The 24,302-nt window shown below is 38.6% G+C and carries 28 protein-coding genes; 13 read left to right on the forward strand and 15 right to left on the reverse strand.

Going from position 1 to position 24,302, the window contains the following annotated elements:
- Positions 1–19 precede the first annotated feature (19 nt).
- Complete coding sequence (locus ESY88_RS03865) at positions 20–475, reverse strand: DUF4442 domain-containing protein (RefSeq protein ID WP_147084698.1); 456 nt, start codon at positions 473–475, stop codon at positions 20–22.
- A gap of 143 nt (positions 476–618) precedes the next feature.
- Here ESY88_RS03865 and ESY88_RS03870 point away from each other — a divergent pair, with 143 nt between their 5' ends.
- The 4 genes from ESY88_RS03870 (at position 619) to ESY88_RS03885 (ending at position 4,477) form a co-directional block, all read left to right on the forward strand.
- Positions 619–1,065 (forward strand): DUF4870 domain-containing protein, encoded by a 447-nt coding sequence (locus ESY88_RS03870; protein ID WP_147084699.1) that lies wholly within the window; start codon positions 619–621, stop codon positions 1,063–1,065.
- A 102-nt stretch (positions 1,066–1,167) separates the two neighbouring features.
- Entirely contained in the window at positions 1,168–1,500 is a 333-nt protein-coding gene (locus ESY88_RS03875; RefSeq protein ID WP_147084700.1) for a PadR family transcriptional regulator, read from the forward strand.
- Positions 1,501–1,511: 11 nt separating this feature from the next.
- Entirely contained in the window at positions 1,512–3,359 is a 1,848-nt protein-coding gene (locus ESY88_RS03880) for a PspC domain-containing protein (RefSeq protein WP_147084701.1), read from the forward strand.
- A gap of 284 nt (positions 3,360–3,643) precedes the next feature.
- Positions 3,644–4,477: a GIN domain-containing protein gene (locus ESY88_RS03885; RefSeq protein ID WP_147084702.1), complete on the forward strand. Its 834-nt coding sequence runs from the start codon at positions 3,644–3,646 to the stop codon at positions 4,475–4,477.
- A 135-nt stretch (positions 4,478–4,612) separates the two neighbouring features.
- Here ESY88_RS03885 and trxB read toward each other — a convergent pair whose 3' ends face one another.
- Positions 4,613–5,590: a thioredoxin-disulfide reductase gene (trxB, locus tag ESY88_RS03890; protein WP_147084703.1), complete on the reverse strand. Its 978-nt coding sequence runs from the start codon at positions 5,588–5,590 to the stop codon at positions 4,613–4,615.
- A 29-nt stretch (positions 5,591–5,619) separates the two neighbouring features.
- Positions 5,620–5,751, reverse strand: a complete 132-nt coding sequence (locus ESY88_RS21655; protein ID WP_262713200.1) for a hypothetical protein — start codon at positions 5,749–5,751, stop codon at positions 5,620–5,622.
- 105 nt (positions 5,752–5,856) lie between these two features.
- Between ESY88_RS21655 and ESY88_RS03895 the strand changes: the two genes are divergently transcribed.
- Positions 5,857–6,267 carry an arsenate reductase family protein gene (locus ESY88_RS03895; RefSeq protein ID WP_147084704.1) on the forward strand — a complete coding sequence of 137 codons (411 nt, stop codon included), beginning with the start codon at positions 5,857–5,859 and terminating at the stop codon, positions 6,265–6,267.
- Positions 6,268–6,482: 215 nt separating this feature from the next.
- On the opposite strand, the gene ESY88_RS20850 is transcribed toward ESY88_RS03895, so the two are convergent.
- The 4 genes from ESY88_RS20850 to ESY88_RS03910 all read right to left on the reverse strand — a co-directional run bounded on the left by ESY88_RS20850 (position 6,483) and on the right by ESY88_RS03910 (position 8,257).
- Positions 6,483–6,623 carry a hypothetical protein gene (locus tag ESY88_RS20850; protein ID WP_189702511.1) on the reverse strand — a complete coding sequence of 47 codons (141 nt, stop codon included), beginning with the start codon at positions 6,621–6,623 and terminating at the stop codon, positions 6,483–6,485.
- Positions 6,624–6,665: 42 nt separating this feature from the next.
- The gene (locus ESY88_RS03900) at positions 6,666–6,824 is read right to left on the reverse strand and encodes a DUF1328 family protein (protein ID WP_147084705.1); all 159 of its coding nucleotides are present in this window, start codon (positions 6,822–6,824) and stop codon (positions 6,666–6,668) included.
- 121 nt (positions 6,825–6,945) lie between these two features.
- A complete protein-coding gene (locus ESY88_RS03905) occupies positions 6,946–7,653 on the reverse strand; it encodes an SOS response-associated peptidase family protein (protein ID WP_147084706.1) in 708 nt (235 codons plus the stop codon).
- A 145-nt stretch (positions 7,654–7,798) separates the two neighbouring features.
- Entirely contained in the window at positions 7,799–8,257 is a 459-nt protein-coding gene (locus ESY88_RS03910; RefSeq protein WP_147084707.1) for a ferritin-like domain-containing protein, read from the reverse strand.
- Positions 8,258–9,394: 1,137 nt separating this feature from the next.
- On the opposite strand from ESY88_RS03910, the gene ESY88_RS03915 reads away from it, so the two are divergent.
- Genes ESY88_RS03915 through ESY88_RS03925 form a run of 3 tightly spaced genes read left to right on the forward strand, consistent with a single transcriptional unit; the run spans position 9,395 to position 12,120 of the window.
- Positions 9,395–9,985 carry a DUF2652 domain-containing protein gene (locus tag ESY88_RS03915; protein ID WP_147084708.1) on the forward strand — a complete coding sequence of 197 codons (591 nt, stop codon included), beginning with the start codon at positions 9,395–9,397 and terminating at the stop codon, positions 9,983–9,985.
- Between the two features lie 10 nt (positions 9,986–9,995).
- Positions 9,996–11,036: a helix-turn-helix domain-containing protein gene (locus ESY88_RS03920; RefSeq protein ID WP_147084709.1), complete on the forward strand. Its 1,041-nt coding sequence runs from the start codon at positions 9,996–9,998 to the stop codon at positions 11,034–11,036.
- Positions 11,037–11,076: 40 nt separating this feature from the next.
- Positions 11,077–12,120: a helix-turn-helix domain-containing protein gene (locus ESY88_RS03925; protein ID WP_147084710.1), complete on the forward strand. Its 1,044-nt coding sequence runs from the start codon at positions 11,077–11,079 to the stop codon at positions 12,118–12,120.
- Positions 12,121–12,189: 69 nt separating this feature from the next.
- On the opposite strand, the gene ESY88_RS03930 is transcribed toward ESY88_RS03925, so the two are convergent.
- The 3 genes from ESY88_RS03930 to ESY88_RS03940 are packed head-to-tail and all read right to left on the reverse strand — an operon-like array spanning position 12,190 to position 13,111.
- Positions 12,190–12,408, reverse strand: coding sequence for a hypothetical protein (locus ESY88_RS03930; protein WP_317128656.1), 219 nt, complete (start codon positions 12,406–12,408; stop codon positions 12,190–12,192).
- A complete protein-coding gene (locus ESY88_RS03935) occupies positions 12,398–12,757 on the reverse strand; it encodes a phage holin family protein (RefSeq protein WP_147084711.1) in 360 nt (119 codons plus the stop codon). Before ESY88_RS03935 ends, ESY88_RS03930 begins: the two co-directional genes overlap by 11 nt.
- Before the next feature lie 3 nt (positions 12,758–12,760).
- The gene (locus tag ESY88_RS03940) at positions 12,761–13,111 is read right to left on the reverse strand and encodes a YtxH domain-containing protein (RefSeq protein ID WP_147084801.1); all 351 of its coding nucleotides are present in this window, start codon (positions 13,109–13,111) and stop codon (positions 12,761–12,763) included.
- A gap of 208 nt (positions 13,112–13,319) precedes the next feature.
- Here ESY88_RS03940 and ESY88_RS03945 point away from each other — a divergent pair, with 208 nt between their 5' ends.
- The 4 genes from ESY88_RS03945 (at position 13,320) to ESY88_RS03955 (ending at position 16,643) form a co-directional block, all read left to right on the forward strand.
- Positions 13,320–14,684, forward strand: a complete 1,365-nt coding sequence (locus tag ESY88_RS03945; RefSeq protein ID WP_147084712.1) for an NAD-dependent succinate-semialdehyde dehydrogenase — start codon at positions 13,320–13,322, stop codon at positions 14,682–14,684.
- Between the two features lie 10 nt (positions 14,685–14,694).
- A complete protein-coding gene (locus ESY88_RS20855; protein ID WP_189702512.1) occupies positions 14,695–14,847 on the forward strand; it encodes a hypothetical protein in 153 nt (50 codons plus the stop codon).
- Between the two features lie 91 nt (positions 14,848–14,938).
- The gene (locus ESY88_RS03950; RefSeq protein WP_147084713.1) at positions 14,939–15,412 is read left to right on the forward strand and encodes a hypothetical protein; all 474 of its coding nucleotides are present in this window, start codon (positions 14,939–14,941) and stop codon (positions 15,410–15,412) included.
- 556 nt (positions 15,413–15,968) lie between these two features.
- Positions 15,969–16,643 carry a fibronectin type III domain-containing protein gene (locus ESY88_RS03955; RefSeq protein ID WP_147084714.1) on the forward strand — a complete coding sequence of 225 codons (675 nt, stop codon included), beginning with the start codon at positions 15,969–15,971 and terminating at the stop codon, positions 16,641–16,643.
- Positions 16,644–17,326: 683 nt separating this feature from the next.
- On the opposite strand, the gene ESY88_RS03960 is transcribed toward ESY88_RS03955, so the two are convergent.
- The 5 genes from ESY88_RS03960 to ESY88_RS03980 all read right to left on the reverse strand — a co-directional run bounded on the left by ESY88_RS03960 (position 17,327) and on the right by ESY88_RS03980 (position 23,349).
- On the reverse strand, positions 17,327–18,163 hold the full coding sequence (locus tag ESY88_RS03960) for an endonuclease/exonuclease/phosphatase family protein (RefSeq protein WP_223270710.1): 837 nt from the start codon (positions 18,161–18,163) through the stop codon (positions 17,327–17,329).
- Between the two features lie 81 nt (positions 18,164–18,244).
- Positions 18,245–18,979 carry a glycerophosphodiester phosphodiesterase gene (locus tag ESY88_RS03965; RefSeq protein ID WP_147084716.1) on the reverse strand — a complete coding sequence of 245 codons (735 nt, stop codon included), beginning with the start codon at positions 18,977–18,979 and terminating at the stop codon, positions 18,245–18,247.
- Positions 18,980–19,438: 459 nt separating this feature from the next.
- A complete protein-coding gene (locus tag ESY88_RS03970; RefSeq protein ID WP_147084717.1) occupies positions 19,439–20,167 on the reverse strand; it encodes an MIP/aquaporin family protein in 729 nt (242 codons plus the stop codon).
- A 31-nt stretch (positions 20,168–20,198) separates the two neighbouring features.
- Positions 20,199–21,692 (reverse strand): glycerol kinase GlpK, encoded by a 1,494-nt coding sequence (gene glpK, locus ESY88_RS03975; RefSeq protein ID WP_147084718.1) that lies wholly within the window; start codon positions 21,690–21,692, stop codon positions 20,199–20,201.
- A 79-nt stretch (positions 21,693–21,771) separates the two neighbouring features.
- Positions 21,772–23,349, reverse strand: coding sequence for a glycerol-3-phosphate dehydrogenase/oxidase (locus ESY88_RS03980; protein ID WP_147084802.1), 1,578 nt, complete (start codon positions 23,347–23,349; stop codon positions 21,772–21,774).
- 133 nt (positions 23,350–23,482) lie between these two features.
- Between ESY88_RS03980 and ESY88_RS03985 the strand changes: the two genes are divergently transcribed.
- A complete protein-coding gene (locus tag ESY88_RS03985; RefSeq protein ID WP_147084719.1) occupies positions 23,483–24,238 on the forward strand; it encodes a DeoR/GlpR family DNA-binding transcription regulator in 756 nt (251 codons plus the stop codon).
- Positions 24,239–24,302 lie beyond the last annotated feature (64 nt).

A 24,302-nucleotide genomic window follows, 5' to 3' on the forward strand; every position in this document is an offset into this window, starting at 1 on the left:
TAATATTTTTTCAAAATTCCTAACTCCTAAGCTTAAGCGTCCACTCAAAACTAAAGTCAGATACCTCCAAACCTTCTTCATTAATACCTTTGGAACTGAGCCAAACGGTTTGACCTTCTTTGGTGTCTACTGCTTTAACAATCGCTTCATCAATAGCCTTACCTGCATTGCAGGTAAATGTGATTTTACCTGTGGCCTTTTTGGAAAACGATGCTCTATTATTGGCCACGAGCATGGAAATTTCATGATCGCTCTGTCTTATCTTGGTCATGACCAAGGCCCCTGTACTCAATTCTGCTGCCATCCCCTGCACTGCCCAAAACATGGAATTAAAGGGATTTTGGTTGATCCAGCGATGGGTCACAGCCACAACGCAGGTGGTTTCATTTAAAAATTTGGTGCGCACCCCACATAAATAGGCTGCAGGTAATTTGAGCATGAGGAAACGATTTAATTTTGTGGGTGATATGGTCATGGACTGTTGAAGTTTCAGCTAAAATATAGAAAATAATCGGAACTTCAATTTGTTAATTTTATGTTAAATTATAGTACTATGCGTAACATAATACCTTTTTAAGGACATATATTTGTATAAGAAGTTACTATATCCTTTGAACCATGCTAGAAAACAATCACAAGAACATCGCCACCTTCATCCACTTATCTACCTTTTCAAGATTCGTGTTTCCGTTAGGAAATTTTATCGCACCCATTTTATTGTGGGCACTCAATAAGGGCAAATCCGAATTTGTGGACGCCCATGGCAAACAGGCCATCAATTTTCAAATCAGCATTCTTCTGTACACCGTGATTATTGGCATGCTCACGATCCCATTTTTCATATTCAAGTTTATGAGTGGTATTGATTATATCGATTTCAACGGGTTTGAGAACTTTCATTTCAACATCCATGAACCTTCTCCTCTGCTCTATTTTACTGGTGGTCTAGGCATTCTGGCAGTTTTCGGGTTTCTATTGGAATTGGTATTCATTGTTATTGCTAGCTTAAAAGCCCGCGATGGCGAATTGTATCGATATCCGTTAACCATTACATTTCTGAAATAAGAACGTAAAACCTAAAATAGCACACTTTAAATTGAAGGCATTCATGGATACGAAAACCCTTCAGCATATTAAAAACACCGACATAACCTATAGAAGCATTATATGAAGATAGAGAACACAAAAGCGCAAATGCGAAAAGGCGTTTTGGAATATTGCATCTTATCCGTCTTAAGGGACGAGGATGCCTATGTTGCCGAAATTCTTGAAACACTCAAGGATGCAAAAATGCTTGTGGTGGAGGGTACCATTTACCCCTTGCTCACACGACTCAAAAATGCAGGTTTGCTCAATTACCGTTGGGAAGAATCCACGTCTGGGCCTCCGCGAAAATATTACGGACTCACAAATACCGGTAAATTATTTCTTAGCGAATTGAACAGCACTTGGACCGAGCTTCAAAATGCGGTCAATCTAGTAACCAGACACAATAAATAACACCAATAGAGATGAATAAAACAGTCAACATAAATTTAGCAGGCATTTTCTTTCACATCGATGAGGACGCCTACTTGAAATTACAGCGCTATTTGGAGGCCATCAAACGCTCGTTTACCAATTCTCAAGGACGCGATGAAATCATAGCCGATATAGAAGCACGTATTGCAGAGCTTTTTAATGAGCGTATGCAGAACGATAAACAGGTCATTGGCGTGAAAGAGGTGGATGAGATCGTCACAATTATGGGTGAGCCTGAAGATTATTTGATAGATGACGATATTTTTGAGGATGAACCCAGACAAGGCTATGCCAAAAGCAACACGAACACTAAACGCTTATTTAGAGATACAGATAATTCTTATATAGGTGGCGTTTGTTCTGGGCTTTCGCACTATTTGGGTCTAGACCCCATTTGGATCAGGTTTATATGGATCTTGCTCATACTAAGTGCGGGAACAGGCGTTTTGGTTTATATTTTGCTTTGGATTCTCGTCCCAGAAGCCAAAACCACTGCTGAAAAATTAATGATGCGTGGCGAGCCTGTAAACATTAGCAACATTGAAAAAAAAATAAAGGATGGGTTTGAAAACGTCTCGAACAGTGTAAAAAATGTCGATCTCAAAAAACATGGGGACAAACTGAAGGAAGGCTTCGAGCATGTGAGCGGTTCCATCAATGAAGGCGTCAAACGCGCCGATTTCTCCAAACAAGGACAGCGCTTCAAATCGACTTCCACTAGCTTTTTTGATGCTGTTGGAACCATTGTCATGTTCATTCTCAATGTATTCGCGAAATTTTTCGGGCTGTTGCTCATCATCTTTGGCGCCCTTTTACTTTTAGGCCTCATCATAAGTGTATTCTCTTTGGGCACCTCGTCTTACTTTCATCCTTGGTGGATGGATTATCCAGAAGTACTCAACACCACTGGAATGCCGATTTGGCTGGGAGGGTTTGCACTGTTCCTCTTTCTTGGAATCCCATTTTTCTTTATATCCTACTTGGGCCTCAAGATCTTGATCAACAACTTGAAATCGATAGGCAAGGTCGCGAAATTGACCTTATTGGGACTATGGGTGATTGCATTATTCTCGATAATTTTTATGAGCGCAAGACAAGCCTCCTATTTTTCTTCGGAAAACTCCACACTTACCAACGAACGCCTCAACTTGAACACGAACGATACGCTTCAAATTAAAATGGTGTCTACGCAATTGAACCGAATGAATAGCAACAGTTTTAGAAATAACAGCTTTGAAATCACTTATGATGAAAACGATCAGAAGGTGATCTACTCCAGGAATATTCATGTGAGTGTTAGGTCCACAAAAGACTCGGTAGCCACAATCAGAATTGAAAAGCAAGCCAGAGGCCGTAACTTTATGGAAGCTCGAAAAACGGCTGATTTTATCGATTATCATTATGAAATCAATAACAATCAATTGCTCTTGGATAATTTTATCGTGACCGATTATGACAACAAATTTTTAGATCAAAAAGTAGATATTACCATTTATTTGCCGGAAGCAACCCTCTTTAGAATGCACCAAAATACATCCAGTTTTTTGAACAGTCATGCATCTGGGGGTAACTTAATGTCGTTTTCAGATGTAGGTCATTTACTAAAAGTCACTGAAGATGGCAACACTTGTTTAGACTGTTTGGAAGAAGAGCGTTTTAAGGTCAAGGTGGACTTAAAGGATGGAGGCGCAAGTTTGAAAATAAATGAAAACGGAATTGAGGCCAACTCCAACACCAACAGTTTTAAAGCAGACAGTACCGGTATTAAAGCAAAAACAGACTCGGTTAGAGTGAATATTGACAGTAACGGCATTGAGATTAGCACAGATAGCGATTAAACTGAAGACACCGTTAAAAGCGGTTTGTTATTCGTTGTTTGGCAAAATAAAAGCAGCGGCAGGATCGCATTTAATCGAATTAAGTTCAAAGATCGTTTTTTGATGGAAATATCTATTTATATTGCCCATCAACAGGTTCGCAAGTAAGTCACATTATTTCTAATTCGAATAGCAAAATATAGGCTTTCGGTTTGTTTAAGGCCATTATGATGCCACCAATTCAAACGATAAATTAAGTTTGGGATGGTTTTTGTTTATATTTGCGAGCATTCTTAGAACAAAAAATGAGAAGATTTATTTTTATACTTGCAACCATATTAAGTTGCCCGGGCCTTGTAAGCGCCCAAGAACTTGAAAAAGTCAAAGGGAATAGAGAGTTGACCATCAAACAGACTTACGTTGATGAGTTTGAAAAGATAGTTGTTGGCCAAGATTTTGAGGTAGAACTGTTTTACAACAAAAAACCGTCGGTTGAGATTGAGACAGACGATAACCTGCACGAATATATCGAAATACAGGTTGTTGCTGGCGTTTTAAGCCTAAAAAGCGTGGGAGATATTAGACCGAAGCAACTCAATATCAAAATCAATTATGGCGAAACCTTCAAGGATATCGAAGTCAATGACGATGCCGAGATTAGATCACTTACCTCTTTAGAGCTTACCAATGCCAACTTGAAAACTACAGGCTCATCTAGGGCATATTTGAATATCAAGGCAGATCAATTTAATTTTACGGCATTGGATAAAGCCAAAGTCAAATTGAACATCACAGCCAACAATGCCTCGATCATCATGAGTGATAACGCTAGAATGGATGCATTGATCAACGCTCCAGAAACAAAAATCGACCTCTACCAAAGAGTGAATGCCAATGTGGAAGGCACAGCTACTAATTTAACGATTAGAACAGATAACGACTCCCAATTTGACGGTAAGAACTTTAGCGTTAAAAACTGTACAGTCAATGCAGAGGTCTCAAGTGAGGTTACCACAGAAGTCATGGAGCAAATTAATATTGAAGCGTCTGGCTCAAGCGAGATTTACCTTTACGGAAACCCTAAAATAACAATCAATCGTTTTACAGAATCTGCAAAACTTCAGAAGAAAGAAAAATAAATGCGATGTTTATTAAAAAATAAAACTCCGAAACTAAACCGTTTCGGAGTTTTTTATGCTTAAGATTTATTGGTGTAGGCTGATTTAAGATATTAAAACCTGTCTAAATTTGCATTGCCACTATTCAAGTTAAAATTAATACATTGGCGTAACAAATTCAAAATCGGCATCTTTAGCTGCTAGATAACGCTCAGCATCCAAAGCAGCCATACAACCAGTTCCCGCTGCGGTTACGGCTTGACGATACACATGATCTGCTGCATCACCAGAAACAAAAACACCTTCAACCTCGGTTTTCGCAGTGCCTGGTTTGTTGATGATATATCCCGTTTCATCCATCTTTAAATAGTCTTTAAAGATGTCGGTATTTGGTGTATGCCCAATCGCCACGAAAAACCCTGTTGCAGGTATAACGTGCTTCTCATTGGTTTGGTTATTGAACGCGCGAACGCCTGTCACCACTTGGCCATCCCCAAGAACTTCATCGGTTTCCGTATTGTAAAGTATTTCAATATTTTCGGTTTTCTTTACCCTTGCCGACATGATTTTTGAAGCTCTAAACTCATCTCTACGAACAAGCATGGTCACTTTTTTACACAGTTTTGAAAGGTAATGTGCTTCCTCACAAGCACTATCGCCTGCTCCAACAATCACAACTTCCTGATTTCTATAGAAAAAACCGTCGCAAACTGCGCAAGCAGAGACACCTCCACCCAACTTGAGGTATTTTTGTTCAGAGTCGATGCCCAAATATTTGGCCGATGCGCCGGTGGAGATAATCACAGTTTCGCAATGAATCTCTTTGGTATCGTTAACCCACACCTTATGGATGTCTCCAGAGAAATCTACCTTGGTGACCCAACCGTTGCGCACATCGGTTTCAAATCGCTCCGCTTGTTTTTGTAATTCAATCATCATTTCTGGCCCCGTGATTCCATCAGGATAACCTGGGAAATTTTCAACTTCGTTGGTGGTGGTAAGTTGACCGCCAGGCTGAACGCCTTGATACAACACGGGTTTCATATTGGCTCTCGCAGCATAAATAGCGGCAGTGTAACCTGCAGGACCAGAACCTATGATAAGGCATTTTACTTTTTCAATTTGATCTGACATAATATATGACTTAATAATTATTGATTCCTTTAATTAGTTTCGATTTCTAAACTTTGGTTATTGTTCAAAACGCCTAAACTAGCGACAAAAGTAGGGTTTTTTATATCAAAATTGAGGTCGAAGTTATCAACAGTAATAATAGTCACATTTAGTAAACACATAGGCAAAACTATTTTTTACTTTGAATCAGGTTAAATTTTGGTTCAATTGCGTTAAATCAATTTTACTTTTAAAATTACTTTTATATCTTACCATCAAAACAAACAATGGCAAGTATTTCAACTCATAAAAACATGATCAAAATCTATTACAGTTCAGAATCGTCTATAGGAAAACAAACCTACGGCTATGTCAACGCCTCTTTTAAAGAGCTTTTAGGCATAGATGTAACCAAGGATAAGGTGACCGGCACCCAATGGAAGGATATTGCAGAACATCTCGATATTCCCATTTCTGGTTTGATAGACAAGGAGCATCCCTTGTTTACTGAAAATTATGATAAGGATGCAAATTTAGATCAGGATGGCTGGATCAAAGTGTTGAACAATCATCCAGAAGTTCTAAACTATCCCATTGTGATTATGGGAAATAAGTATATGCAGATTAGAAATCCTTCAGATATAGCAAAACATTTAGATCCCAACAGTCAAGGTATTGATGAAAAAAAATATATCTGAAGATGTTTTAGACATGGATCTTTGCCAACCGATGGCCTACCAAAATATTTAGATACCATAGCCAGCCGCCCCTATAAAAGGATTTTACTTTTTAGAAATCATACCAAACATTCGAATTAATTTTGATTTGCCATTGGTATAGACTTAAAATCTTTGGCATAAAAAAAGAGCCTCATTTTTCAATGAGGCTCTTTTTTTAATAGGATACTGATTGATTAATCTACTGCATCTTCTACATCATCTGCAACATCTTCTACGGCATCGCCAACATCGTCTGCTTCCTTGGTATCTCTACAACTGGTAAATACAGTTGAAATTGTAAATAATATTAAAAATAATTTACCTAATTTTTTCATAATGAACGTTTTAAAGGTTAGTGTTAATGAAGTTATGATTGATTATTTAAATGCACCTTTGAGTAAAGATAGAACAAATAAAACAATAAAGATGAAAAATACAATTTTTGCTATTCCTGCTGCTGCTCCTGCAATTCCGCCGAAGCCTAAAACTGCTGCTATGATCGCAATAATTATAAATGTGATTGTCCAACGTAACATAAAAAATGGTTTTTAGTTTAAAAATGATAAGATTGATTTTCAATCTATTAATTGCAAGGTCGCTAAAATCTAAAAAATCACTTATCGCATTACAACTTATACTTAACTCAAAAGCGGTATTTTAACTGGTTCTCAAAATGTCATAATAATCTGCACTTTCAATAATAGTGTCATACACACCAGAATCCCTATAGAATTCTTCCTTGATTGGATATGATAAAAATTCAAGAGTCTCATGATTTTGAATCAATGGCATTTGATCTTGATACGATTTGCTCGTGTCCAACCACTTTGAAAAATCGCCGTTTTTAAATACCAAGGGTTTATTTTTACTAAGATTCGGTATATTTTCAAAGGCTCTGTTTGCCTTTGTAATTAGAATTGAGCAGGTAATGAACCCGTCTTCCAACATGTTGTAAACACCAGCAATACCAAATGGCCTATGATCTTTAAGATGTACATGGTAAGGAAAAAGTTTGCCTTCATGAAGCCGTGAAGTAAAAAAACCCGAAGTGATTACAATACATCGATTGGTTGTGAGCGCGTTGTAATAAAGCTCGTCAGACGCGTCAACCTTATCTAAATTAATATTAAGGGTGTTATCCACACTTTGGTAGGATTTCCAATCATCATCGAAGTCTTTTGGTAACAAGCCCCAAATGGCGTGATTGATTTGATCAGGGTCTTGTGCGGTAATAATGGATACCGTAACCTCCTTCAACCCATTTAAGATTGTTTTAGACTTGTATAGATTAGGGAAGTTGTGTTTTCTACTAAATTCTTCTTCTATGGTTTCTAATTCGGAACTATTAGTTAATTTATAAAACATGATTCGTTTTTTATAAAAGAAAGCAATATATCTGTTGATGCTTGACGCGATAGCTAATCCATTGGACGCATTTAAAAATTTAACACTGCAAAAAAAAAAGACGCAAATTGCGTCTTTCTTTAATCATGGTAAACTACCAATTTTTTTATTGGCTATCTCTTAAATCCTCAAGATTTTTGATATTGCTCAAGCCTGTTTCAATCGTCTGTTTCTGTGAGTTTAAGATCGATCGCGTACTCGAAGGCAAACTTGTTTCCTGCAAGACTTCGTTGTACTCCTCAACCGATGCTTTCTCACCTGTGATGGCTTCTTCCAGCATGGATTCTTCATTATCGCCTGAGAATAATGCTTTAACATTCATCCAAGCTCTATGCGCCGATCCGGTTAAGCTTCCGCCCTTATCCACTTCTTGACCAAAAGACTTGATCTCCGTTTTTAATTCATGTCCAAAATTGTAACGCTCTTGCGCCTTTTGGTTGAAATACGATTTCAATGCGGGATGCTCAATCTGTTCCGCTGCATTTTTAAAACCCTTTTCTGCATCGTATGTTTTCTCTAATAATTCGTTTAATTTCTTTCCGACTTCTTCTGTGTAAGTACTCATATAATAATTGATTTTTAGATTGGCAACAGTTTTTTTTGTGATGGCTGTTGGTTTCCATCAAATGGGATACCCCCATAAGTTCACAATAAAAATAGCCTAATAGTAAGAAAGGGTTTAGTCTAAACACGCCAAAATTTGACGCATTCCGAATCTTAAGTTATTATTAACTATTCCACACTGAAAGAAGGGTCGTAGCGATTTGCAAGTTTTAGGAAGTAGTGCTCTGTTTTAGTTGGATTTGGGCTTTGAGAAGGTTTCTTTTTCAAGGTCTCCATACACTTTAATAGGCTTCCTTTTTTATAAGATTGCACTAAAAAAAGATGCACATACTATTTATGGCATACATTTCTGGTATTGACCTAAGCTTCTGCCGGTGCAATGAAACCAGAAATAACATGCTAGAGTTGCATCGCTTTGTGCAGCATAGATAGGCGTGCACTAAAATTGGTAATTGAAACATCTTGTAATCTGATGGAATGACCAAACCTATAATGCATTTTAGATCTTTCCGATTTTGTTTTCTTTCTTTCCTTCCAATTAAACAAAATCATCCTTGAGTTTCTCCCTTATTATCGCCAAGTCAGAACCGCTCACATAAACTAAGTTGAACGGTTTCAAAGCTTCAGATGGATTTGATTGGATACTAGTATAAAGTGTATTGCTTTGTTTAGTGGAGATGGATTTCATCAAATATTTCTAACTCATATTAATCAAAAAAACCATTTCAGCCAAAAGTCAAAAAAACCTCAGCACGTATTTCATTGCTGAGGTCTAACCAACCAATCTTCTTATGATAAGAAGTAACTATCAAATAAATGATAATGTGATGTAAACTTATGATATAATACCTTACAACTAGTGCTGTATAAAATACTTGTTTGACTCAATTAGGAAGTTCTTGCTATATTTGCTAAAAACACCCATGGCAATAGCCTACAAGAAATAATTTATTGATTGTATAAAATTTAAGCAAAAAATACATAAATTAACACTGTGCTTTATCGAAAAACAATTAACTCATTTGAGTGTTGAAAATTCAAGCCACTGATAATCAAATAATTTAAATAGAATCAATCATCTTATATTTTTAAAAGTTAAAATTATAAGCATTACTTTTGTTCCACCAATGAATCATTTATGATAAATAGACCAACTTTGATCTGCATCCCAGATATTAGCGGGTTTACCAAATTTATGAGCGAGACCAATTCTGATCTCAGCCATAAAGTGGTTTCCTCTCTTTTGAATAAGATCATATACACCAACACCATCGATCTCAAGGTTTCTGAAATTGAGGGCGATGCGATTTTTTTTTATCTTCCCGGCGAGCTGCCCTCTTTTGAAATCCTGTTGAAGCAATGTCGGCATTTTCATGACGAATTTTATAAACAGCTCAAGAATCTCACTAACCAAAACTCCGGTAATGAGGATAGTGAAAACATCAATCACATGCTGGGCTTAAAAATCATTCTTCATTATGGTGAGCATGTAGAAGCTGTTCAAATAGGCAGTCGTATTAAACTCATGGGTGAAGATGTGATCATAGCGCATCGTTTAATGAAAAACGCCATCAAAGAGGACGAATACATTTTGTTTTCCAATGGCTTATTAGATCAGTATGAGAAGGCTCAGCTTGCTGACAATATGGACTTGAAACAATTAAAATCAGGTAAAAACAATTACAAACATCTAGGAGAGGTCAATTACAAGTATATAGTTCTAAACTAATTTTGCTGCCATGATCAATATCAGAATCAAAGAAAAAACGCTTAAGAATTCCATCTTAGCAATCCAAAAACAACTTGGAGGCGAGCTCAGCGAAAAATGGGGTGAATACGTGCTTGAAGTTGACAACGACATTGCTAAAGGTTGCATGCGTTTTTTCAATTTTAATTGGGGCGTAAGTTTGGTTGAGATTAATATTATTTTCTTTGAAGAAGTCACCATTGCCACTGATATTTCTTTAGTAAAACCCATACATTTTCTCTATTGCTTGAATGGCAGCACGAAGCACCGTTTCAAAAATGAAGAATCTTTTAAAGAGCTAGAGCAATACCATACCGCCATATTGGCCGGTTGTGACGCATCCATTGAACACGTCTCGCTATTCCCCAAAGGCCTTCATATTGAGTTGTGCAGTATCCAAATCAAACGGTTACGTTTCCTGAAAAAACGCAATAATAACGTGGATTATCTCAGCGACAAACTCAATGCGCTTTTTGTAAACAACAATAAAGAAGATAACTTTTCATACTATGGCAGTATTGATCTCAAAATGGCCGATCATGTTGAGCGATTACAAAATATAGATAGCGAAGGCATTATTAGAACCTTACAGATGGAAGGTGAAGTTCAGCAAATCTTGTCCCTATTTATTGAACAGCACAACAATTCAGAAAACAACATCAAGAATTTGGTCAACCTTTCTAAAAAAGAATTGCAGACCATTAGACGGCAGGTTGAGAAGATTGTTGAAGAACCAAGTAAAAATTACAGTTTAAGCTCAATCTCACGGATTTCGGGATTATCACAGGCCAAATTACAAGAAGGTTTTAAGTTTTTATACGGAAAAACCGTCACAGAATATATCAGACATGTACGATTGGAAGAAGCACGTGAACTTATAAGCACCTCAGACCTTAACATTAGTGAAATAGTGTATTCCATTGGATTTACCAGTAGGAGCTATTTTTCAAAAATTTTCAAGGAAAAATACGATGTGACCCCTAATGATTTTCGGAAGGAAGTACACACCCTAAACATTGAAAAAAACGAATAGCAATCATTGCCAATAACGATGATAAGAGCTCAATAGAGTCATGATAGAAATAGACATTGTACCAGAGGATAACAAAAACAGTTTAAAACAAATCTTGAAAAGCATTGGGGGTGAACTTAAGGAAGACTGGCATCAATCCTGTCTTACAGTTGACAACCACCTTGCTAAAGGAAAAATTACCTGTATGCCATTTGATTGGGGTGTTGAATTGATTGATTTTGAGATCAAATTTTTTGATGATGTGATGATTAGGACCAAGACAGATACTATAAACCCTTTGTGTTTTATGTATAATCTTCGCGGTCACTTCACACATCGTTTTGGCGTTAACAACGAAGAGAAGCAAGTGGAGCATTTTCATTCGCTTATTTTCACTAACAAGGCCGAAGGTGAAAATTTCTTGCATTTTCCTGCCAGTGAACCTCTGGATATCAACATGATCCAAATCAAACGGAAGGATTTTCTAAAAAAACGAACCTCCAATGTCTCCACGTTGAATAAACGGCTCCATGAGGTTTTTGTGGATACCGATCATGAGCTCCGATTTGCACATTATGGCAGCTTGAATCTTAAATTGGGTGATTTCATCAAAAAAATCAAAAAAACCAAAGGCCAGGGCATGGTAAAATCCCTAAAGATTGAGGCCTTGGTCTATGAGATCCTATCCTATCATATCCAGCAGCACAATACCTTTTCTAGAGGCGTACCCTTACCAACATCCTTATCCCAAAGCGAATTAAAGTTGATACGAAGTTTGGGCAATAAAATAATCAAGGAACCCTCTTTTGACTATTCTCTGGATCAACTATCCAGTGAGTCTGGATTATCACAGGCTAAACTGCAAGAAGGTTTTAAGTTTTTATATACGAGAACGGTTACTGAATATGTAAGACATATCCGTTTGCAGCGTGCCAGGGATTTATTGAACCAGGCCAATTTGAATATTTCTGAAGTGGTCTATTCCATTGGCTTTACCAGTAGAAGTTATTTTTCGAAAATATTCAAGGAAAAATACGCCATCACACCTAATGAGTATCGAAAAAAGGTTCTCAAAAACCTGGTACTTGAGAAGGTCGCCGTATAACTGGCGTTTGAGCAAAAAAAAAGAGCACTATTTTTGAATAGCGCTCTTTTTAGTTTTTGTGAATTTCAATTATCTGAACAACTTTTTCAGTAATACGAAAACGCCATATTTCCCAGCGAATTTTAAGCCTGTTTGAAGCCAATTGTAAGGAGATAATGCCTCAATGTAATCACTCTTAACAATTTTCAGTTCTTCAACCGCAATCTTACGCTCAAGATTTAAACGTTTAAGATCATGATCAACTTGTTTGAAATTGGTATATTGTGGTTTATTAGATTTAGTCATCATCGTCATCCCAGAATTTATCAGATAAATTTTTAAGTATTTTACCATCTATAACACTCCCTAAGGATACTACTATGATGGCTAATAGCAATAAGATACCGCCAACGATCAAATAACCCAGCGCCAAATTATCAAGCTCTTGTCCTATTGCAATTGCAGCAGAAACTGCCAAAAACAAAATGGTCAATAGGGCTAAAATCCCAACAATTGCGAGTTTAGCTACAATCGAAAGCACAGAGGCTACTCTCTTGAAAAGTTTGAGCTTAAAATATTGAAGGGAAGCATTGTAATACTTCTCGCCAATATCTGTCGCTTTATCTGTTGTTTCACTTATTGAATTAAACACAGACATATTTTATACAGTTTTTTGAAAATTCTTATCCTTCTGTAGATTTTTATTTTTTTCTTTCAACTGCGACAATTTGGATTCCAGAGTTGAGATAACGTCATCGGCCTTATGGCTAGCATCGGTTACTATAGATTCTACTTTTTCATCAAGTGTTGCTTTGCTCGAAGCCCAAGTATTAACAACATTATCTTTCAAATGTGTTGCTCTTTCAGTAATCTTGTCTTTAGCGTGAGCAGTTTCTTCAGCTATTTTGTTTCTTGTATTGACCCCTTTATCTGGAGCAAATAAAATGCCCAATGTAGCGCCAATTGCTGTTCCTGCTAATATTCCTAGTAATGCACTGCTTTCTTTTCCCATGTTTTTAATATTTATTATTAGTTGATTTGTAAAATTATGAGCACGTTTTGCGCTCAGTTCAAAGTTGCTATTTATTAACCTTAAAACTTGACTCATTAGATTCAAATATTGACTTAAACAAAAGGCAATACCGTTACTATTTTGTTTTTTTGCGTTAATTGGAGAGCTCTGCTAAATTTACATTGTTTATTCATAAAAATCAACGAATATGTCAAATAAAACCTCCACCCACAATCCCTTCACAGGGGAATCAATAAAAACCTACAACCTGCATACTGATGTTCAAGTAGAATCGATGCTTCAATTAGCGAACGATGTGTCGAAGACTTGGAGACAGAAACCCATTAAAGAGCGATCAAAGCTTTTGAATAAAGTTGCCAAAATCCTAAGCGATAATCTAGAAACCTATAGCGAACTCATGACTGCAGAAATGGGCAAACCAATTGCACAAAGTCGGTCTGAAATTGAAAAGTGCATCTTTTTATGTGATTTTTACAGAAAGAATGCGGATTCGTTTTTAGCAGATCAAATCATCGAGACCGATGCTAAGGAAAGTTTTATTAGTTACGACCCCTTAGGTACTATTTTAGCCGTTATGCCTTGGAACTATCCGTTTTGGCAGGTCATGCGATTTGCAATCCCAACCTTGACTGCCGGCAACACCGCTCTGCTTAAACACGCGAGCAATGTCACAGGTTGTGCTTTGATCATTGAAGAGCTTTTTGAAAAGGCTGGCTATCCCAAGGGTTGTTTTCAAACCTTATTGGTTAACCATGATCAAGTTGAACAAATTTTAAGTGATGATCGTGTCAAAGCGGTCTCTCTTACCGGCAGTGAAAAAGCAGGACGTAAAATTGCTGAAATCGCTGGCCGAAATCTAAAAAAAGCAGTCTTGGAGCTCGGCGGAAACAATGCCTGTGTCGTTTTAGGAGATGCCAATTTAGAAGCCTATCTGGACATCATGGTAAACGCAAGGATGCAAAACACGGGTCAAAGCTGTATCGCAGCAAAACGATTTATTGTGGAAGCATCCATTTACGATGAGTTTCTAGAAAAGTTTACCAAAAAGGTAAAAAGCCTTAAACATGGCGACCCAACCGATGATCAAACGGACTTTAGCGTTTTGGCAAGAGCGGATTTAGCCGATATATTGGAAGACCAAGTTGAACGCTCGCTCAAGAAAGGCGCAAAGGTACATTTTGGCAACGAACGAAAAAAAGCGTACTACCAACCTACCATTATTACCAATGTCACGCCAAACATGCCTATCTTTGATGAGGAAACCTTTGGTCCTGTCGCGGCCATCATAAAAGTTAAAGATAAAGCAGAGGCCTACGAAATGGTCGCCAATACCAGATTTGGATTGGGGACTATGATTTTCACTGAAGATTTTGAAGATGCCACTGCGCACGTTTCCGAAATTGAAGATGGCGCCTTTTTTATAAATGAATTGGTAAAATCAGATCCAAGGTTGCCATTTGGCGGCACCAAGGCCTCTGGCTACGGAAGAGAACTTTCTGAAGAAGGCATCATGGAATTCGTCAATAAAAAAACCGTTTATATTAACCATTAAAAATGAAACAATGAAATTTGTAAAAAAAGAAGAGGAAGAACGCGATGATTACATCCTACAAAAAGATGCCACCACCAAAGGGACGTCCATATTTGTAATCGTAATTTTGATTATTCTCGTCTTGGCTGTAGTTGCTTCAGGCGTCTATTTTTTTACCCAATAACAGATTTTCGAAATAAATGAAAATAGGAAACCGCTTTATTGCGGTTTTTTTTGTAAGTTTAAGATAACATTAACAATTTAACCCCCACGTTATGAAAATCATACAGCTATTTCCAATAGTTCTTCTGTTGATGTTCTCTTGCCAAGACAACACAAAAAACACAACTGAAGAGGATCCAGATACACAAGACAAAAAAGTCAATACACAACTCAAAGGTGCATGGGAACTCGTGGGCTATTACAATTATGTGAACAACAAAGTCACCGATTCATTCAAGCTCACTGAAGGTTATAAACAAGTGAAAATGTACACCGCCACAAAGGTCATGTGGAGCAAAAGCGTGCCCTTAGACTCCACAGAATGGTTTGGATATGGCAGTTATGAAATCGCTGGTAATGATCTTACCGAAATGTTGAACTACGGCTCTGAAATGATGACTAAAATCATTCAGGAGAAAAGGGAGTTTAGATATGAATTAAATCTCAGTCCAAACAAGTTCAGCCAAATCGAACTGGACGGTGACGGCAATCGTATTTACTCTGAAAATTATGTGCGCATTGAATGATCTCAACTTAGACTTTCCAAATAACCTGGTCTTTAGTTGTATTCCGTCAAAGACGCTTTGCTTTTTAGCTAATCGTATTTTCGCCAACTACCCGAATATGAAGATTTCTTGGCTCACCCCCCTAATCACCACTTCCGCCTTGAAATTGTAATTCTTCCGAAGCAATCTTGAAACAAGGCTGTGGCTATTTCTTTAATTTCTAATTATTCTATTGCAACCTTTGAGTTCCTTAATGAGCCTTAGCAAACCACTTGGCGAATCCCCAAAGTCAAATTAAACACTTCTTTTTTACTCCCTTACCCCTAGTTGTCTCTTTAAACGAACTATTGATCACGCCACGAACTTACATTTCAATGTCATATTTTGAGAGTCAATTTAAGCTTGACAAGAATTTCATCGCTATTGATTAAATTTTTTTGTCATAGTTTGGCAGACCACTTCATATTTTGTATCCTTGACCAAATTAAGCTACTGAATTTTAATTAAATACAATGTTGGGATCAAACCGAAAAGCCAACTGAATCTTTGGAGTAGGTATCACAATAAACAAGTATTCATGAAAACATATTTTATTAAAACGGTTGTATTATTAGGTGTCTTTTTTATTTCAAGCTGTGAGTCAGACGACTCACCTGAATTATTGGCTCCAACAGCAACAAGCGAAACAACGGCTAGTAATATAGAAGCAACCTATACGACAATAGAAATCAACGGGAATGTATCTTCAACCGGAGGAAGTGAAATTACTTCGCGTGGTGTTTGTTGGAGCACCAATCAAGATCCAACAATCAATGATAGCAAAACAACTGAAACCTCCAATACTTTTACAAGTACAATCGATGGTTTAGTTGCTAATACAACATATAATTTTAGGGTTTATGCAACTAATAGTGTGGGTACAAGCTATGGTACGGTGCAAGCTTTTAGCACTTCAAGTTTAGATGACACTATGTGGGATTTTTTAATTGTGTATGACCCAAATCAATCGACGAATGCTGATGTGACCTTTAACTCAGACGGAACAACGCTTTATGATGAGCCTAGCTCGCCTGGTACTTACGCCTCCAACGGCACTTGGTCCTTAAACGGAAATGTACTAACCTATGATATAGATACGGATCCAAATAACAACAGTTCATATTTATTTACAGGAACGCTTTCCAATAATACAATGACCGGAACACTAACACATTACACAGGCGTTCTAAATTGGAGTGCAACAAAATATTAAAATTGCCCAGAGTATAACATAAAATGAATTGCTAGCAAAAGCCTACTTACAAATCCCTAAGCATCGAGACTTACGGATTTTTAAGTAGGCTTACATGTGTTAAATTAGCAACTCAAAACGTGCAGCTTTGGTTTTACGAAACCGTTCAACCATCATAAGAAATTGATGTATATCTAAGACCTCAGCCAAAAGGCAACAACGCGGCTTTTGGCACATCCCAATAAGCAGCATCCCTCACTTGTTTGATATCTTCTGGTATAATCGCATCATTGTCAAAACCGAATCCAGCTTTGGTCAATATCCCTAAAAATTGCTGCTTAGTACTATTTGATGCCTCTTTATTTTTGAAGGCCCATTTAAAGCAGCATCAACAGTGGCCTACAGCAAGGCCCAATGAATTGCGTTAAAGAAGGCAATAAGTTCAAAACTTAGGAAGCCATAGGTTTTACAAAGGAAGCGATTGAAACCATTTTGTAGATCCGCCTTTGATCATGAGACTTAAAAGTTTCATCCGGCAATCCAAATTTTTTTGTCCCGCTCTAAAGGATGAAAAAATCACTATTAAACAACTAAATTTAGAATAAGTCACCCGCCACGGCGGGTCATAAAAAATACGTATTCGGAAATAAATTGAACGTTTTCAGGTAAATATGATTGATTATTTCCAATCGAAAACCATTTGATTATTTCTTTTCTAAAGTCACAAATACCGGAAAGTGATCTGAAGGATATTTGAAATCGATCGCATCTGAGAAGACCGCATATTTTACAACAGCTACATCTGAGTTTTTAGAAATAAAAATAAAATCAATACGTCGTGTTACCGGTTGATCGTATTTAAAGCCGTTGAAAGTACCATCGGGGCCAAACCTTAGTTCGGCAAGTGGCTTGGAGTCTGTTAGCAGCTTACTGGTTTCAGTATAAACGTCACTGCCTGGCTCGGTATTGAAATCACCCATTAAGATCACGGGATAATTTTTTGTATTTACAGATTCAATTTTCTGAAGCACCAATTTGATGCCTTCCAATTGAGCTTCTGCGCCTACATGATCTAAATGCGTATTGAAGACCCAAATTTTTTGTTTGCTTTCGCGGTAGGTAAATAGTCCGTAAGTGCAAATTCTTGGATAGGCCGCATCCCATCCCATTGATTTTTTCTCAGGTGTTTCTGAAAGCCAAAACGTGTTTTCGTTTTCGACCTTTACTTTATCTGTGTTGTAATAAATGCTGGTGTGCTCACCTTCGTTGCCGCCATCGCGCCCTGTGCCTATATAACTGTAATTGGTAAGCGCATTGTTTAAATCTTCAATTTGCGAGGGTCTTACTTCTTGCAGGCCTAAGATATCGGGTTCCAAAAATAGCACTTGTGAGCTTAAAAAGTCTTTACGGTTGGGCCAAGCGTTCTCGCCATCGGAAGCAATGTCGAGTCGAATGTTGTAGCTCATGATTTTCATATCCTGACTTTTACAACTCGTAATGGCACAGGTCAAGGCGATTATTAAAAGTATTGGTAATTTCATATCCATCTTCTTTTTGTTGCTCACCCCTAACATAAGCAATAATTAGTTAGTATGAAAAAACAGCGAGATCATTACTATTTTTCAATCCTCGTGGTTAGCGCGTTCATTGATTCTTTTAAAGACCAATTCTGGCTCGTTGGTGGTAATGTAATCAAAACCATGGTCTAATAACCAATCGATATCCTCTATTTTATTGACTGTCCAAGCGTTGAGAATGAGTTTGTAGTCTTTGGCTTCTTTGATCCATTGCGGATTTTTCTTCATCTTGAAAAACGCATAGTCCAGACCATCAATTTGATCTTTACTTAAATCTTTAGGTGCTTTTGATCCATCCAGATACAACACTTTCGATTCTGGCTGAAGCTTTTTGATGTGCTTTATGATGTCATAATCAAAACTGATGTAATACGATACGTAAGCTTCCGCATTCAAGGCTTTAACCAGCTGAAGGGTTTTATTGGTAATATCTTTGTTTCTACTTGCTATTTTGGAAGGCTTTATTTCGCAAACCAAACCGGTGGAATCATTGCCCTCCATCCCAGCAATTATAATATCCTTCAGCTTAGGTAGCATCTCCCCATTGGAAAGCTTGATTTTAGACAAGTCGGCATAAGTAGTTTCCTCAATAAGCATCTCATGATATTTGGGATCATGGGCAACGATGAGCACTTCATCTGAGGTCATGCGCACATCAAATTCGCTGCCAGCGCAGTTCATCTTGATTGCCTGTTTTAGAGAGGCAATGGAATTTTCAGGAAGCTTGTGAGCTTTCCATGCACCGCGGTGGGCCACAACTTTAGTGTTTGCAAAAACCATTGGTGTTCGATTATTAGGATCACACGAATAAAAAAATAGCAAGATGAATACTATAAATAGTAACCGTATAGTAAAGCATTTGAGAACATGAAATATACTCAATGAAGCATGAACCTGGTAACACATTGGCATTATTTGTATAAAATCAAAAACTTCCTAAAAAAATGGGCTCTTAACCTATTGACACTAACCGTCTAATTTAAGAACCATTATTACCCTATTAAAAGCGCAGCTCAAGTTTTAGAAACGCTTACTTGTATGACATACCTACGAGAACGGTCTATCGATGTGCGTCTCTATTTTGTTTCCCATATTAGATGCTTGAGGTGGCAAACTACGGGTATTAAAAATCAGAATCCATAAGCTCGGCCAAGCCCACAAGCTATGAATTGAAAGCTGTTCTTTGTATTTCGGGGTAAGTCTCAGGGAATAAAACCCTCTTGAGGGATTTGAATGACGTTATAAGGCCAGAAAAAGAAGTGCTGCCAGAACAGCGCCTAATATTGGCCCCACGATTGGAATCCATGCATAACTCCAGCCACTATTGATTTTACCTTTTATAGGCAGTAAGGCATGTACAATTCTAGGGCCTAAATCCCTAGCAGGATTTATGGCGTAACCCGTGGTGCCACCTAAGGATAGACCTATGCCCCAAACCACGAAGGCAACAGGAATGGCACCAATAGAACCAAGGCCTACCGTAGTGTTGGCACCATCATTAAGGCTTGCTTCAGAAAAATAAAAGACACAGAACACAAGCACAAAAGTGCCGAGGATCTCACTTAGTATATTTCTAAAATTATTAGGAATTGCGGGATCTGTGCAGAACACTGCTCTTTTGAGGCCAGCATCTTCAGTCGCGTCAAAATGATCCTTGTACATGGCATATACCAAGGCCGAACCAATCATCGCCCCGATCATTTGAGCCAAGATGTACATGGGCACATCGGCCCAAGGAAACAAGCCGCCAACAGCCAGCCCTATACTAACCGCGGGATTTAGATGTGCCCCACTATAGGGGCCAGCAACAACAACACCTACAAATACTGCCAAGCCCCATGCGGTGGTTATTTCTATCCAGCCACTTCCACTACCTTTTGTGCCTTTGAGAACACAATTGGCCACAATGCCACCTCCTAGGAGAATGAGTAGCCCAGTACCTATGATTTCTGCTATAAATGGAGTCATGATTTTGTGTTTTTTGTTAGTCCTACTTTTATTACAGGGTTGTCCAATACTGTAACGCCTCCACAGCTCGATACCAGCCTTTTACTCCATTTTCAACATCTTTTTTATCCTTTATGGGTTCAAAGCGCATATCTTCTTCCCACAATTCATGTATTTGCTCTTGGCTCTCCCAATAGCCAACCGCCAACCCAGCCAGATAGGCTGCGCCAAGTGCGGTGGTTTCAGTAATTTTCGGACGAATGGTTATGGAATCCAACACATCTGCTTGAAATTGCATGAGTGTATTGTTTACAGAAGCACCGCCATCTACTCGCAATTCCTTGATAGGAATACCAGCATCGGCTTTCATCGCTTTCAAGATATCCATGGTTTGATAGGCAATGGCTTCAATAGAAGCCCTAGCAATATGGGCATCGGTGGTGCCTCGAGTAATTCCGAAAATGGTGCCTTGGGCTTTTTGGTTCCAATAAGGTGCGCCCATGCCTGCAAATGCGGGAATAAAATAAACCCCCTCGGTACTTTCCACCGATTCTGCCAGCTTTTCAACATCAGATGAGCGCCTGATGATGCCCAAGCCGTCACGCAACCATTGCACTACAGCACCACCAATAAAAATACTGCCTTCCAAGGCATATTCTGTTTTGCCATTGATGCGCCAAGCGACGGTAGTCAATAAATTATTTTTAGATAGAATCGGTTTATCGCCAATATTCATAAGCATAAAGCAACCCGTGCCGTAAGTGCTTTTTACCATGCCTTTATCGGTACACATTTGGCCATATAACGCTGCCATTTGATCGCCTGCAATTCCGGCTATCGGAATTTTTGAGGCGAAAATGGTGGTTTTGGTGTGCCCGTAAACTTCACTGGAATCCTTGACTTCAGGCAGCATACTTTTTGGGATGTCAAAAAGCGTCAACAACTCATCGTCCCATTCCATCGTATTGATGTTGAAAAGCAAGGTTCTGCAAGCGTTGGTCGCATCGGTCACATGCAATTCACCCTTTGTGAAATTCCAAATCAGCCAGGTATCAATGGTGCCGAGCACCAATTCTCCTTTTTCAGCGCGTTCTCGTGCTCCTTCAACATTATCGAGTATCCATTTGACTTTAGTAGCAGAAAAATAGGAGTCTATGATTAGGCCGGTTTTCTTCTGAATCATTTCAGCTTTACCTTCATCTTTCAATTGCTCACAGTAATCTGCAGTACGCTTATCTTGCCAAACGATGGCATTGTATACGGGATCTCCAGTTTTTCTATCCCATACCACAACGGTTTCACGTTGGTTGGTAATGCCTATTCCAGCAATGTTCTTACCGTTCAAACCTTTTTTCGTGGTGGCTTCTGCGGCTACACCGGCTTGGGTGGCCCAAATTTCGGCAGGATCATGTTCCACCCATCCTGGTTTGGGGAAATACTGGGTAAACTCTTTTTGCGCTACTGAAAAGATGTTTCCTTTTTTATCGAAAATGATTGCGCGAGAGCTCGTAGTGCCTTGATCCAATGCTAAAATGTACTGTTCCATGATTTTTGGTTTTAGAGATGCCGCCACCAAGATACGGTGGCAATGATTAAAGGTTTAGTGTTTGAATGGATTTGTGGAATTATTTACAGACAAAATGATCTGCAATTTTCAGAAAGTCCTTGACCTGTTCTGCTTCCCATTGTTTATCGCGGCCTAATTCCTTAGCGATAAGTGCTGCCACTTCCGGCGCCATTGCTATGGCCGCGCCAGCATCAAGAAATAATACGCGTACCCGTCTTGCCAATACATCGTCAATGGTTCTTGCCATTTCATGGCGTACCGCCCATACCACTTCAGCCTTTGTAAACGGAACGCGTTCGTGCAAGCGTTCTTTCAATTCAGGATGTTCTTGTTGAAGTGCTTCAATCCCCATGATATCTGAGCCATACACATATAAATGATTGGATTCTGCAATAGGCTTACTGGAACCATGGATCAAAAGGTCTTTGGTCCTACATTCTTTTTGCGGCAATTTATTCATCTTAATGGCTCGATTCACGGTGTCTTCTGCCATTTTGCGATAGGTAGTCCATTTACCGCCTGTAATGGTTATCAATTCTGAATCGGAAACGATGATTTTATGACTTCTGGAAATTTCCTTGGTTTTTTCAGAGTCATCCTTTGGTGCCGCCAATGGTCTCAAACCAGCATACATACTCAACACATCATCCCGAGACACGTCCTTATTAAGATAGCGATTTGCGGTGGTTAGGATGAAATTGATTTCGGCTTCCAGAGCCCTGGGCTCTAAACTGTGGCTGTCTAAAACCGTATCGGTAGTTCCAACGACCACCCGATTGTGCCATGGCACTAAAAAAAGCACCCGTCCATCGTCGGTTTTAGGGATCATGATCGCATCATTGCCAGCCAGAAATGATTTGTCAAGCACCAAATGAATGCCTTGACTAGGTTTAATTTGGTCTTTTGCTGAAGGATTATCCATTTGCAACACCTCATCGGTAAAAACACCAGTAGCGTTTATGACGACTTTCGATTTCAACTGATAGGTTTCGTTCGTCTCTTGATCCACAGCTACAACACCATTGACAATGCCGGCATCATTTTTCAAAAGTTGCTTTACCTCAAAATGATTTAAAAGCGTGGCACCTTGCTCAATGGCAGTCTGAGCGATATTAACTGCCAATCTCGAGTCATCAAACTGCCCGTCTTGATAGACCACACCGCCCCTAAGATGTGCTGTCTCAATGGTGGGAAGTCGCGCCATGGTTTCCTTTTTGCCAATTCTCGTGGACTTACCAAAACTGAGGTTTCCAGATAAGAAGTCATAGACCTTAAGACCTACCGTATAGAAAAAATGATCCCACCAGCTATAGTTTGGGATGATGAACGACTGGTTACTGACCAAATGCGCCGCATTCTTCATCATTAAGCCACGCTCATGAAGTGCCTCACGAACCAAGTCAATATTCCCTTGGGCCAGATAACGCACCCCGCCGTGTACCAGTTTGGTGCTTCTGCTTGAAGTGCCTTTCGCAAAATCCACCTGTTCCAACAAAAGGGTTTTATAGCCTCTCGTGGCGCAATCCAATGCAATCCCGAGACCAGTCGCACCTCCACCAACGATGATGGCATCCCAAGTTTCATTGGTTTTCATCTGGGCAATTAAAGTTTCTCTTTTGAACCTATCCATTTTCATTTTTATCATTTGCTTTCAAAAATAGACATTTTAACTTAAACACGAAACAAAACGAAACTAAAAGTAAAATTAATCTCATATATTTAGCGAATACTGTTTCACTTTCTTGCTTTTTGCTATCTTTGCTAACATCATGAAAAGACATAAAGACATATTAGAAAAGCTCGAAAAAGAGAAGCATCTTGAAGTAAGTGACTTGTGTGAGCATTTGGGAGTTTCTGCAGTAACGATACGAAAAGATCTCAAATTTCTGGAAACAAAAGGCTTGCTTCACAGGACGCACGGTGGGGCCTCATTGGATAATCCGTATATCAATGAAAGGACGGTAATCGACAAGGCTAAAGTATGTGTAGAGCAAAAAACCAGCATCGCAAAAATGGCGGCGAGTCGTATTTTGGAAAATGACTCCATCTTGATCGCCTCTGGAACCACGGTGCAAATATTCTCAAAACACATCACTGCCAAAACGAAACTAACCGTAATCACTTCTTCCATTTACGTTGCGTTGAACTTGATAGACAACACCGATATTGAAATCATACAGCTGGGCGGGTATCTAAGACACAGTTCTGCCTCGGTTATTGGGAAATATGCTGAGCTGATTCTCAAAGACATTTCCTGTAGTACATTATTTTTGGGGGTGGATGGCATTGACCTTGATTACGGACTCTCAACAACCAACATCGAAGAGGCGGCATTGAATAAAAAAATGATGAAATCTGCCCAAAAGGTAATTGTCTTGGCCGATTCGTCAAAATTCGGAAAAAAGAGTTTTGCAAGAATCGCCGACCTTTCTGAAGTTCATGAAATCATCACCGATCGTGGCATTTCCAGTTTGATCAAGAAGAAATTAGAAGAAAAGGAAATCAAGGTCACAATCATTGATTGAGCGCAATGCATTTGAAACAGAATCTGTTCTCAAGCCTTGTGACTAATTGCTAGGTTTTGATCAT

Origin of the sequence: Subsaximicrobium wynnwilliamsii (assembly GCF_007997225.1) — a bacterium.
Lineage (GTDB): Bacteria > Bacteroidota > Bacteroidia > Flavobacteriales > Flavobacteriaceae > Psychroserpens > Psychroserpens wynnwilliamsii.

Bases quoted from the DNA above. Each gene is read 5' to 3' on its own strand.
- ESY88_RS03920 (WP_147084709.1), top strand. From the start codon at position 9,996: ATGATCAATATCAGAATCAAAGAAAAAACGCTTAAGAATTCCATCTTA.
- ESY88_RS03955 (WP_147084714.1), top strand. From the start codon at position 15,969: ATGAAAACATATTTTATTAAAACGGTTGTATTATTAGGTGTCTTTTTT.
- ESY88_RS03880 (WP_147084701.1), top strand. From the start codon at position 1,512: ATGAATAAAACAGTCAACATAAATTTAGCAGGCATTTTCTTTCACATC.
- ESY88_RS03905 (WP_147084706.1), bottom strand. From the start codon at position 7,653: ATGTTTTATAAATTAACTAATAGTTCCGAATTAGAAACCATAGAAGAA.
- ESY88_RS03980 (WP_147084802.1), bottom strand. From the start codon at position 23,349: ATGAAAATGGATAGGTTCAAAAGAGAAACTTTAATTGCCCAGATGAAA.
- glpK (WP_147084718.1), bottom strand. From the start codon at position 21,692: ATGGAACAGTACATTTTAGCATTGGATCAAGGCACTACGAGCTCTCGC.
- ESY88_RS03950 (WP_147084713.1), top strand. From the start codon at position 14,939: ATGAAAATCATACAGCTATTTCCAATAGTTCTTCTGTTGATGTTCTCT.
- ESY88_RS03965 (WP_147084716.1), bottom strand. From the start codon at position 18,979: ATGGTTTTTGCAAACACTAAAGTTGTGGCCCACCGCGGTGCATGGAAA.
- ESY88_RS20855 (WP_189702512.1), top strand. From the start codon at position 14,695: ATGAAATTTGTAAAAAAAGAAGAGGAAGAACGCGATGATTACATCCTA.
- ESY88_RS03960 (WP_223270710.1), bottom strand. From the start codon at position 18,163: ATGAAATTACCAATACTTTTAATAATCGCCTTGACCTGTGCCATTACG.
- ESY88_RS03940 (WP_147084801.1), bottom strand. From the start codon at position 13,111: ATGGGAAAAGAAAGCAGTGCATTACTAGGAATATTAGCAGGAACAGCA.
- ESY88_RS03895 (WP_147084704.1), top strand. From the start codon at position 5,857: ATGGCAAGTATTTCAACTCATAAAAACATGATCAAAATCTATTACAGT.
- ESY88_RS03985 (WP_147084719.1), top strand. From the start codon at position 23,483: ATGAAAAGACATAAAGACATATTAGAAAAGCTCGAAAAAGAGAAGCAT.
- ESY88_RS20850 (WP_189702511.1), bottom strand. From the start codon at position 6,623: ATGAAAAAATTAGGTAAATTATTTTTAATATTATTTACAATTTCAACT.
- ESY88_RS21655 (WP_262713200.1), bottom strand. From the start codon at position 5,751: ATGTGTTTACTAAATGTGACTATTATTACTGTTGATAACTTCGACCTC.
- ESY88_RS03885 (WP_147084702.1), top strand. From the start codon at position 3,644: ATGAGAAGATTTATTTTTATACTTGCAACCATATTAAGTTGCCCGGGC.
- trxB (WP_147084703.1), bottom strand. From the start codon at position 5,590: ATGTCAGATCAAATTGAAAAAGTAAAATGCCTTATCATAGGTTCTGGT.
- ESY88_RS03970 (WP_147084717.1), bottom strand. From the start codon at position 20,167: ATGACTCCATTTATAGCAGAAATCATAGGTACTGGGCTACTCATTCTC.
- ESY88_RS03870 (WP_147084699.1), top strand. From the start codon at position 619: ATGCTAGAAAACAATCACAAGAACATCGCCACCTTCATCCACTTATCT.
- ESY88_RS03915 (WP_147084708.1), top strand. From the start codon at position 9,395: ATGATAAATAGACCAACTTTGATCTGCATCCCAGATATTAGCGGGTTT.
- ESY88_RS03945 (WP_147084712.1), top strand. From the start codon at position 13,320: ATGTCAAATAAAACCTCCACCCACAATCCCTTCACAGGGGAATCAATA.
- ESY88_RS03875 (WP_147084700.1), top strand. From the start codon at position 1,168: ATGAAGATAGAGAACACAAAAGCGCAAATGCGAAAAGGCGTTTTGGAA.
- ESY88_RS03935 (WP_147084711.1), bottom strand. From the start codon at position 12,757: ATGTCTGTGTTTAATTCAATAAGTGAAACAACAGATAAAGCGACAGAT.
- ESY88_RS03865 (WP_147084698.1), bottom strand. From the start codon at position 475: ATGACCATATCACCCACAAAATTAAATCGTTTCCTCATGCTCAAATTA.
- ESY88_RS03910 (WP_147084707.1), bottom strand. From the start codon at position 8,257: ATGAGTACTTACACAGAAGAAGTCGGAAAGAAATTAAACGAATTATTA.
- ESY88_RS03925 (WP_147084710.1), top strand. From the start codon at position 11,077: ATGATAGAAATAGACATTGTACCAGAGGATAACAAAAACAGTTTAAAA.
- ESY88_RS03930 (WP_317128656.1), bottom strand. From the start codon at position 12,408: ATGATGACTAAATCTAATAAACCACAATATACCAATTTCAAACAAGTT.
- ESY88_RS03900 (WP_147084705.1), bottom strand. From the start codon at position 6,824: ATGTTACGTTGGACAATCACATTTATAATTATTGCGATCATAGCAGCA.